At 60.9% G+C, this 11,164-nt stretch carries 4 protein-coding genes; 1 reads left to right on the top strand and 3 read right to left on the bottom strand.

From position 1 onward, the window contains the following. Positions 1-178: 178 nt before the first annotated feature. Together VIM98_RS14270 and VIM98_RS14265 are read right to left on the bottom strand one after the other, a co-directional pair. The gene (locus VIM98_RS14270; RefSeq protein WP_331993774.1) at positions 179-1,831 is read right to left on the bottom strand and encodes a M28 family metallopeptidase; all 1,653 of its coding nucleotides are present in this window, start codon (positions 1,829-1,831) and stop codon (positions 179-181) included. A 196-nt stretch (positions 1,832-2,027) separates the two neighbouring features. After that, positions 2,028-2,444, bottom strand: a complete 417-nt coding sequence (locus tag VIM98_RS14265; RefSeq protein WP_331993773.1) for a PepSY domain-containing protein — start codon at positions 2,442-2,444, stop codon at positions 2,028-2,030. A gap of 422 nt (positions 2,445-2,866) precedes the next feature. Between VIM98_RS14265 and VIM98_RS14260 the strand changes: the two genes are divergently transcribed. Continuing rightward, on the top strand, positions 2,867-9,940 hold the full coding sequence (locus VIM98_RS14260) for a beta-1,3-glucanase family protein (protein WP_331993772.1): 7,074 nt from the start codon (positions 2,867-2,869) through the stop codon (positions 9,938-9,940). Positions 9,941-10,498: 558 nt separating this feature from the next. On the opposite strand, the gene VIM98_RS14255 is transcribed toward VIM98_RS14260, so the two are convergent. Continuing rightward, a complete protein-coding gene (locus VIM98_RS14255) occupies positions 10,499-10,948 on the bottom strand; it encodes a hypothetical protein (protein WP_331993771.1) in 450 nt (149 codons plus the stop codon). Positions 10,949-11,164: the final 216 nt, after the last annotated feature.

The raw sequence follows: 11,164 nt of genomic DNA, 5'->3' as shown, positions 1-11,164 counted from the left end.
CCCGCCGTTGCAAGACATCGAAGACGACGGCACGGTCTTCCCGACCCCTGGCGATGCCTGGGTCATACATAACGAAGCATCGCTGGCGCACGCTGGCTCTCAGCTGCTGGACGCTATCCGCTTGCGACAGACCGGGTGAATACCGCGGGGCAGCGCCATACTGCCCCGCGATGGAGCGTTACTTACGTTCGGTCGCGCTCGCGTCGCGCGCGGCACGGAACTCCGAATCCTTGCTCCAGTCAGGCCAGGTGGTGGAGTTGGCCAGTTCGTTGCCCAACGCGTAGAGAATGCCCAGGTCGCGTGCCATGCCCGTGAACGGCCAGCTTGCCTGCCATTCGTCGGAAGGCTGGTGGTAGTGATCGGCGGTGTATTCGTCATCCGCCTTCTTTCCGGCTTCGATGCCGCCGTCGACCCAGTCGTTGCCGGAGCCGAACGACAACGCCGGCACACCGCGCTTGGCGAAGGAGAAGTGATCGGAGCGGAAGAAGCCACCCGCCTCCGGTCGCGGATCGGGCGAGTACGTCAAGTTCCAGCGCTTGGCTGTAGCGATCAATTCGTCGAGCAGGTCGAACTTGGCGTTACCGGAAATGGTGAAGTTGCGCGCCGGGCCATGCGGATCGAGGGCATCCATATTGATCACGGCAACGGTCTTGGCAAGCGGGTAGAGCGGCTTGGAGGCGTAGTATTCCGAGCCGAGCAGGCCTTTTTCCTCGGCGGTGACGTTGAGGAACACCACCGAGCGTTCCGGACGCGGTCCCTTGGCAAAGGCACGTGCGATCTCGATCAGTGAAGCGGTGCCGGTAGCGTTGTCCACCGCCCCGTTATATATCCGGTCACCCTTTGCGTCCGGCGCGCCCACCCCCAGGTGATCCCAGTGCGCGCTATAAATAATGGTCTGGTCCGGATGCTTGCTGCCTTCGATGCGGCCCACGATGTTGTGCGAAGTGATCACTTTCGAATCGACCTTGAAAGCGGCCGAGAAGCTCGCGCCCTTGAGCGTCACCGGCTTGAAGTCGCGGGTCTGCGCCTGCTTCTTCAGTGCCTCGAAATCCAGGCCGGCGCGCTTGAACAGATCCACGGCGAAATCGCGCTGGATCCACGCTTCGATCTGCGGATGGGTGCTGGACGGTTTATCGCGCACGATGTCGAACATCGCATTGGTATTGGAATTCTTTACCGTGGCCCAGCCATAAGACGCCGGTGCGGTCTCGTGCACCACCAGCACGCCGGCGGCACCGCGACGGGCAGCCTCTTCGTACTTGTAGGTCCAGCGGCCGTAGTAGGTCATGGCCTTTCCACCGAAATCGCCCTGGCCGGTCTCGAAGTCCGGATCGTTGATCAGCACTATGGCGATCTTGCCGTGCAGGTCTACGCCCTTGAAATCGTCCCAGTGCCGCTCGGGCGCGCTGACGCCGTAACCGACGAAAACGAGCGGAGCATTCTTCAAGTCCACGCTCTTGGAGCCGTCCAGCGGTGCGCGCACCGAGATCTGTTCGCCCTGGGTCAGCGTTTGCGTCTTGCCCGCGACGGTCAGTTCGAGCTTGGGCGTGCCGACGATCTCGGTGCGCAGCAGGGGCACGGCTTGAGTCCAGGCGCGCTTGCCTTCCTTCAGGTCCCCACCGGGCTGCACGCCGGCAGCTTTCAATTGCCCAACGACATAGTCGATGGTCTTGGTCTCGCCGGGCGTATCCGGACCGCGGCCTTCGAAGGCATCCGAAGACAGCGTTTTGACCTCATCGGACAGACGATGCGGATCGATGGTCGGCGCATCGGCGGAGCAGACGGCGGTGGCGATCGACAGGGCGAGCAGGGAGAGAGCAAGTCGTTGCACAGGAGCTTCCTCGGTAGAGTTACCCACCGATAGTAGAACACCGCAGGAAGCTGCGGCCATGCCAGAAGGCATGTGGAAAATCCCGGCGATTGCCTGCTTCAGGGGTATCGAAGGTCCTTGACATGCACAGGCTGAAGCTGCCTGGTGCGTGTGTCAAGTAGCCTTGACATCAAGGGCTGGCCCGAACGTGGGTAACTCAATCCGTGCCGACGACACGCCCGGTTTCGGCATCGATCTGCAGCCTTACATCCTTGCCGGCACTGTTTTCCGCTTTGGCGCGCCACATACCGTCGCGATAATCCACATCGTGCACATGTGTGTAGCCTTCGGTCGACAGCGCAGCCCTCACATCGCGTTCACTCAAGCGAGAAACCTGCTCGTCGGGAAAAGCCTGGCCGGTCTTCGGATCGACACGCACAGTTACCTTGGTGCCATCGCCGCTTCGGGCATAAGCGCGCCACATGCCGTCGCGAAACTTGACGTCGTGGACCTTGGTGTAGCCCTGCTGCTCCAGTTGAATGCGAACCTGGCGCTCCGTCAACGCATCCTGCGCTACGGCGATTCCGGCAACCCCTAGTGCCAGCGCAAAGGTCAAGGGAGCGATCTTTTTCATGGCCTGCCTCGTCTATAGCTTGCGTGGAGCTGAAAGTCTTGGAGGGCAGGGATCAACCTCGGGTGAAATCCAGCTGTCGGTTTGCTTAACCGTTCATGCTGCCATAACGCTTTCGCCAAGCTTGCGTTGAAATAAAATTTTAGTAATCGAATGTAATGGATTTGGATGGAGGATCGTTCTTCCAATAAAACGTCTAAATCTCTATGGGCGTATAGCCGTCTATTCGGTTGCGAGTGGAATCGTTTGTGTCTATCGATTCGATTGCTTTGCTCTATCGATACGTCCGGCGAAGTACCAACTGCATCGCAGTATTCAAATGTCGCAATATTAAGAAGCGACATACATTCGTTTTTCGCATTGCTATGGTTATGCGCAATCTGGATGATCCGCGCACCCAATCCCTGGGCATTAGGGGCTTTTCCATGAAACACGACCCTGTCGTAGTCGCAGAGCGGCTACGCGGCAAGCGTTGGCGCCTTCCAGGCGCTTTCGTCGTTGCCGCGTTATGCCTGGCGAGCGTCATGCCTGCTTCGGCAGTCACATTGGCGCCTTCGCAACGCGTCGAGGTCAATCTCGGTGCGCAACCCTGGAGTTACCTCGCGGAGAATAACGAGACCGATCCGGTCGACAAGAACGCCGCGGCGGCGGCAGTGAACTTCGACGATTCGGGCTGGCAGAAAGTCGGCCTCCCGTATTCGACCACCCAGTTCAACACCTTCATCAACGAGCAATCCGGTGGTGGCGATGGCGAACTGGGCGGCAATATCGGTTGGTACCGCACCACGCTGACCCATTCGGCCGACTACGTCGGCAAGAAGGTGATGGTGGAGTTCGAAGGCGCCCACATGGGGGCGCAGGTCTATATCAACGGCCAGTTCATCAAGACCACCAGCGCGGTGCAGGCCGATGCAACCGCCACTCACGTCGACGGCTTCCTGCCGTTTATTGTCGACTTGACTCCCTACCTGCACTTCGACGGTACGGACGTGGTGGCGGTGAAGGTCGCACGCGGCGACAACTTCTTCGAAGATCCGAGCATCTCGGGCTCGTTCCGTTTCGGTCAGTCCGACACCGGCATCTTTCGTCCGGTGCGCCTGCATGTGACCGACAAGGTGTATATCCCGGAGAACGTCTATTCGGGCCAGAACACTTGGGGTACCTACGTCGGCACGGTTTCGGCCAGCGACGCCAGCGCCACGGTACGTGTCCAGACCAATGTCGCCAACGAACGCGACGTGCCGGTGACTGCAACGCTGACCACGCAGATCGTCGATAGCGACGGTACGGTCGTAGCTACTGCGCAGGATCAGAAGACGCTTGCCGCTCATTCGGTTCCCGGTGCCGATCCGATACCGGTGTTCGACCAGACGCTGACGGTCGACAAGCCCACCTTGTGGTACCCGAACAATAGCACCTGGGGCGGTCCCCACATGTACAAGGTGCTGCACACGGTCAGCATCGACGGTCAGGTGATCGATGCGAAGGAAAGCCCGCTGGGCATTCGTGTCATTACTTGGGACAAGGATTTTCCATACATCAACGGCCACAAGCATTATCTGTGGGGCGCAGCGGGTCGTTACGACTATCCGGCGCTCGGCTCGTCAGTGCCGGAAGAGCAGCAGTGGCGCGATCTGGCGCAGCTGGCCGCCGCCGGTGGCAACTTGTGGCGCCCGGGTCATTCATCGTCCAGTCCCGAGTTTGTCGCAGCAGCCGACGCTTACGGTGTTTTCATCGTGCAGCCGTCGGGCGATGGCGAGAACGGCTTCGCGACCCCCTGCAGTCCAACCGCGGACAACTTCCAGCAGTGCCAGGACAAGGAAACGCTGAAGAAGGAACTGCATCGCGACATGATCGTTCGCGACCGCAGCCATCCGTCGATCCTGGCGTGGGAAGCCAACAACGGTACCATGCACGAGGATTACGCGCAGGCATTGCGGCAGATCGTGCAGCAGTGGGATCCGATCAACCCGCGTGCGCAGACCGACCGTACTCCCGACGTCAATAACGGCGATGTGATCTCCTGCGACGGCGCCGGCTGCGAGGTGTATCTGCACCAACACGATGCCGCGAGCAAGCCGGTCTACGGCGCCGAATACTGGGCCAACTGGGGCACGCAGCGCACTGCGTACGACTACGAGCTCGCGTTCGCATTGCAGTACCTCAACCCGTGGACGCAGGGCCGGAAGGCCAACACCTTCGGCATGACGCAGTGGTACTTCGCCGACAGTCCCGGCGAGATCTTCCACTTCGTGGACGGTACCGATTCCCACCTGGTGCGCTCGATGGGGCAATCCATGGTGGATATGAATCGTTTCCCGCGCTTGCTCTACTACATCTACCAAGCCAACTGGGTTCCGTTCTCGATCAAGCCGGTAGTGAAGCTGGCGCATCACTGGAATCGTTCCGGTAATGTGCGAGTCAATGCCTTCAGCAACTGCCCCACGGTGCGCTTGCTCATCAATGGCCAGATCGCGGGTCTCGATCAGACTCCCGTAAGCTGGGATAGCGATACGTCCACCGATGCGGGTCTCGTCGAAAAAGGCGATCAGGTCGGCGACGATACCGTGCCGGATGCTGCGAGCACCCAGCAAGCCCAGATGACCACCAAGCTGCCTGGGCAGGTGCATTGGGATGTCACCTGGCAGGCCGGTACGGTCACCGCGCAGTGTCTGGGGCCGGCTGGCGACGTCGTCGCGCATGACGACATCACCACGGCCGGTGCGCCTGACCATATCGTGCTGCAGAAAGTCGATGAACTGCAGCGCCCGGACGGCACGTCGTTCCAGCTGACGGCGAACGGTTCGGACGCCGCTTTTGTGGTGGCCAAGGTGGTCGATGCCGCCGGCAACCTCGTGCCGGTCGGCGCGGACGTCAATGTCACCTTCAACGTCACCGGTCCGGTGGAATACCACGGCGGTTCGCAGCAGTTGGTCACGCCCACGCAAGGCCTGCATTACCACGCGCCGGGCGATCACGAACTGCAATTCGAAGGCGGCATGACCAAGATCGCATTGCGCACGCTGTTCACGACAGGCACGGTCAATGTCACCGCCACTGCCGCCGGCCTCGGCCCAGGGCAGGTGAGCTTCGACATCGATCCTGTGCCCAACCCGGTGACGCAGCTGGGCAAGCCCTCGATCATCGCCCAGCCCGTGGCGCAGAACGTCACTGCCGGCCAGCCGGGTCAGTTCACGGTAACCGCCTCCGGTGCGCCGCCGTTGAAGTTCCAATGGTTCAAGAACAATGTGCCGGTAGGCACCAACAGTGCCGTGCTCGATACCGGTGCGACCGCGCAATCCGATGACGGCGCCGTCTATACCGTGGATGTCAGCAACGCACAGGGCGATCAGCTTTCCGCCCAGGCGGTGCTGCACGTCTTCGCCCCCGCCCCTGTGACGATCCAGCAGGCACCGCAGACGGCCAACGTCGATGCCGGCCAGACTGCGCATTTTGCGGTAACCGCCACCGGCTCGCCGACGGTCAGCTATCAGTGGCTGAAGAACAACAACCCGATCCCGGGCGCAAGCGGTCCCAGCTACGATACGCCGGTGCTGAGCACGGCCGATAACGGCGAGACCTATGCCGTCACCGTGTCCAATCCGGTCAATACGATCAGCACGACGCCGGTCACCTTGACCGTCAACGCGGCGCGTCCGCCTGAAGTGATCCAGGACCCGACCAGCGTGGTGACCAATCCCGGTCAGCCCGCCACGTTTACCGTCGGTGTGAACGGTTCTTCGCCGTTCCATTACCAGTGGACCAAGGATAATGTGGTCGTTGGCGACGATTCGCCGACGCTCACCATTAACGCGGTGCACCCGAGCGATGTGGGCAGCTACCAGGTGACGGTCAAGAACCTGGTCGGCCAAGCCACCAGCAATCCGGCCACGTTGAAGCTGGCACCGCCCGGTGCGAACCTGGCTCTGAACAAGAAGACGTTCGACTCAAGCGAAGAAAACCCGAACGGCACGCAAGGTCCGAACGCGGTGGATGGGGACACCACCACGCGCTGGGGCTCGAACTTCGCCAACGTGGCCGATCCGGACGCTCAATGGCTGGATGTCGATCTTGGCTCGGTGCGTACGTTCAACCGCTCGGTATTGCGTTGGGAGAACGCTTATGGACAGGCTTATAAGATCCAGTACTCCAACGACCGGCAGACCTGGAAGGATGCCTACAGCGAAGACACCGGCACCGGTGGCACCGAAGACGTGAGTTTCCCGAGCGTCAGCGGCCGCTACGTCCGCATGCAGGGTGTCAAACGCGGTACGCAGTATGGCTATTCGTTGTTCGAGCTCGAAGTCTACGACGGCGCCGCTTGCGGCCAGCCGGGCACGACCAACGAGCGCTATACCGTCAACGATACCCAGACCGTCACCGATAACCTGAGCCAGCTGATCTGGACCCGTTCGCCGCATGTGCTGGGCGACGAGTCGGCACAGCTGACCCAGCAAAAGGCGATGCAGTACTGCCAGGGTATCGGCGCGCGTCTGCCGACCCGCGACGAAGCGGTAGCCGTCAGTGCCGCCAATGCGGCTACGTGTGCCTTCCCGGCGCAGTGGAATACCTGGACGTCCGACGTCGATCCGACCGATTCGAGCTTCGGCATTGTCGTATCGTCCGCCGGTGATGTGAGCCGCCAGGTGGCGAACAACTATCCGGGGCAGGCGATGTGCGTGGTGGGCAACACTGCGCTGGCTCCGGTGATTACCGCCGAGCCGGTGACGCAGACCGCCGGTGTCGGTCGTAGCGCGCATTTCACCGTCACGGCCACGGGCGCGGCGCCGCTCAGCTATGAGTGGTTCCGCAACGGCAAGTCGGTCTACGTGACCAGCGATCCGTTCTACGACACGCCGGCTGCGGCCGCCACCAACAATAACGACAGCTACATCGTTCAGGTCACCAGTGCTCAGGGGCTGATGGTCGCCAGCGATCCGGCCACCCTGATTGTCGACAATTCCACCAGCGGCAATCTGCCGCCGGATGGCGGCAATACGGGCGGTGGCGACAATGGCGGTGGGAATACCGGAGGCAACACTGGCGGTAACACCGGCGGTGGCAATAACACCGACAACACTCCCGGCGATGGCAAGGGCGGCGTGAACCTCGCCCTGGGCAAGCAGTCGTTCGAAAGCGGCAGCGAAAACGACGGTTATCTGTCGTCCTCGCAGGCGTTCGACGGCGATATCACCAATACCCGTTGGTCGTCGGCCTTCGAAGATACCCAGTGGATCTACGTCGACCTCGGTGCGCCGCATACGTTCGATCACATTGTGCTGCGTTGGGAGCGTGCCTACTCGACCAACTACCAGTTGCAGGTATCCGACGATGGTCAGAACTGGAAGCAGCCGTTCTACACCGAGAATCCGGGGCAGGGCGGTACGGAGCGCATTTCCTTCCAGCCGCAGACGGCGCAGTTCGTTCGCTTGTATAGCACCGCACGCTCGTCGCAGTACGGCATTTCGTTGTACGAGTTCGAGGTGTATGCCGCCGGTGCGCCGGTTATTGCCGCCCAGCCAGCACCGCAATCGGTAATCGCCGGTCAGACCGCACAGTTCAGCGTGTCGGTCAGCGGCGGCGGCCCGGTGACCTACCAGTGGCGTCGCAACAGTACGCCGATCGATGGGGCAACCCAGGCGGTCTATAGCTTCGTGGCTGCGCAAGGCGATACCGGTACGTCGTTCGACGTTGTCATAACCGATATCAACGGCAACAGCACCACCAGCCAGGCAGCGGCCCTGACCGTTACGGCGGCAAGCAATACAGGCACGAACAACACGGGTACAAACAATACGGGCAGCAACGACAGCAGCGGTTCGGGGAACACCGGCAACACGGGCACGGGCGGTACCGCTGGCAGTCAGCAACCGGCGGCCGGCACCAATCTGGCGCTCAATAAGACGGTGAAGGTGTCCGGCACCGAAAACGATGTCGCCTTCAAGGGCGCCAACGTCAACGATGGCGATACCGGTACGCGTTGGTCCTCGGCATTCGCCGATCCGCAGTGGGTCGAGATCGACCTGGGTTCGGTGCAGGCAGTCAACCGCGTCGTGCTGAATTGGGAGAACGCACACGCCACCCAGTACCAGGTCCAGGTTTCCACGGATGAGCAGAACTGGAGCGTCGCCTTCGACCAGCCCAACGGACAGGGCGGCATCGAGAACGACACCTTCAACACCGTGTCGGCCCGCTATGTGCGCATGTACGGTACCCAGCGCAATACGCAGTACGGCTACTCGCTGTGGGAAATGGAAATCTACGGTGACGGCAGCACGCCGACCCAGCCTACGCAGCCAACCCAGCCGGGCGGCAGCGATCCGGGGACGGGTACGGGCGGAAGCAACAACGGTTCCACCGGCACGCCCGACTATACGGTGTATCCGGGCTTCATCGGCACCGACCTGGTCAACAACACCCATGGTGCGTACACCGACGATCAGATCTACGTCGAAGTCATCGCCCAGGATCCGGCCACGCATGTGTTCTCGTGGCTGAAGCCTGACGGTACCTTCGCGCACATGTCGATCGCCGACAACGATGCCTCCGGTCACCTGACCAAGAACGGCCAGAACTATCCGAACTACGCCTTTACCCTTGCGCAAGCCAAGCTGATGAAGCTGCCGGAAATGGATTCGGGCCGCATCTTCGTCTCGCTGGGCGAACCGCTCTACATCAAGGTGTTGACGGATGCCAACGGCAATATCGGTTTCGCCGGTCCCAACCCGCTCAACGGCACGGACCCGAATATCGGTGTGCGCTACGACTGGTATGAGTTCACGTACAACGACAATGGTGTGTGGATCAACACGACCCAGGTGGACGACTTCGGCCTGCCGCTCCTGCTCGATGTCTGGGGCGACAGCAAGAACTTCCACCAGCAGACGGGTTTGACCGAAGCACACGACGCGTTGCTGACCGAATACACGAACGAAGTGCCTGCCGAGTTCCAGGTGCCGCTGGCCAACCAGCTACGCATCATGGCGCCGGGCAAGTCGACGTTCGACGTCGGTCAGGTCAACGAGCATTACTTCGATGACTACGTGAACCAGATCTGGCAGCAGTACAGCAACGCCACGCTGAACATCACGGTGGGCGGGCGCAACTTCGTCGGCCAGGTTGTCAATGGCAACCTGAGCTTCAACGAAGTCGACGGCTCGGGCAACGTGGTCGCCGGTAGCCCGTACATCGTGCAGAAGCCGACCACCCAGGACATCCTGGAAGGCAAGGGCACGCTGGCCACGGGCAATTCCACCGAGTTGGCGATCGAAGCGCAGATCTGCGCGGCCTTCAACCGCCACGTCATGGAAGACGCTTCGTTGTGGGAAGTGCCGCAAGCCTTCTACCTGGGCTCGCCGGCGAACTTCTACGCCAAGTTCTGGCATACCCATGGCGTCAACGGCTTGGCCTATGGCTTCGCCTATGACGACGTGTCCAACCAGAGCTCGACGATCCACACCGATAAGCCGGAGCATATGCAGCTCAATATCGGCTGGTAATTGCGGTAGATGTGAAACGGGAACCGGCCTTCCTTCGGGAAGGCCGGTTTTTTTGTGTCTTGGCTTAAGAAGAGATGCGTCGTTGGGCCAGGAAGAGCGCCCCCTCATCCCAGGCCTCCCACGGCAAAGCCAGAGGAGAGGAAGCGCATCGAGGCAGGCATCAGTACATCGTGCTTGCGTGGGCGGCTGTTTTCCTTGAGGTGCCTGTCGCGACTGAAGTCGCTCCCACAACACTAGGTGGTGTTCTGCCTACCTCTGTGGGAGCGACTTCAGGGAACCTCTAAAAACCTCTCAATCGCCCGAATATAGCGAAAGCGGATCCTATCGTTGTGGGAGCGACTTCAGTCGCGACAAGGACTTGCGGTGAGGCACGATTGTCGCGACGAAAGTCGCTCCCACAGAAAGCAAGTTTTTCGAGATTCCCTTCAGTCGCGACAGTTCGGAGCGCTATCGGACAAGGCTCGATGATCGCTAACTATGGGATACAACTCTCTCCCCGGATCTGTCGGAGGAGAGGGCCAGCCTGTAGTCGTCAAAAGGGCACAACAGGCCCGCCCTTCAAGGCACCTCGGCTCGCCGCTGCAGCGAAGCAATCAACTCCGGCAATGGAATGGCCAGCGACTGCTGCGCGCGCTCCAGATGTTCGCAGGCCGATTCGGCGGCATAGCGCATCAGGTAAGTGAGGTGCGTGGTGTAGTGCGAGCCGATGCCATGCAGGCGAATCATTCCAGCCGCGTCTACCAGACATTCGAAATCGGCATAGGCCTTGTCGAGTTCCGCGCTCGCCTCGGTATGTGCAAACGCCAAAGCGTTATGCGTTCGCTGTGCTTGCATGGCGATGAACTCTTCCAGCAAGACGATCGCCTGCCGAGCGGCAAAGGCTATCAGGTCAGCTGCCGCGAGCGAAATCTCGCTGTCGGACATGGCCCGGTGTGTCAGCTCCGCAAAGCTGCGCGCCAGGGTCTGCAATTGCGCGACCACATCGTTCCGAGGTTCAAGCTGGTTCATTGCTCCGGCTCCCCTGCCGCCTGCACGAACCGTCTATTCTGCTCCGGTCGAGCCCGTTTTGCGCGCCTTTTGGGGGCGAACCTCGGAAAAAATCCTAGGCTCAGCCGGCTCGCAAGGAAATGCGCCTAAGTCCTTGAGTTTGGGCCAAAGCTGCGCGTCGGGCTCGGCTGTCTTCGTTGCGGTGCAGCGTAAGAGCATGAAGAAAATCACAAAAAA

The sequence above is a fragment of the Dyella sp. genome (genome assembly GCF_036568765.1).
In the GTDB taxonomy this organism is placed as follows: Bacteria; Pseudomonadota; Gammaproteobacteria; order Xanthomonadales; family Rhodanobacteraceae; genus GSA-30.
The sequence above is the reverse complement of the archived record's forward strand: the minus strand, read 5'-3'. Positions and strand labels throughout refer to the sequence as shown.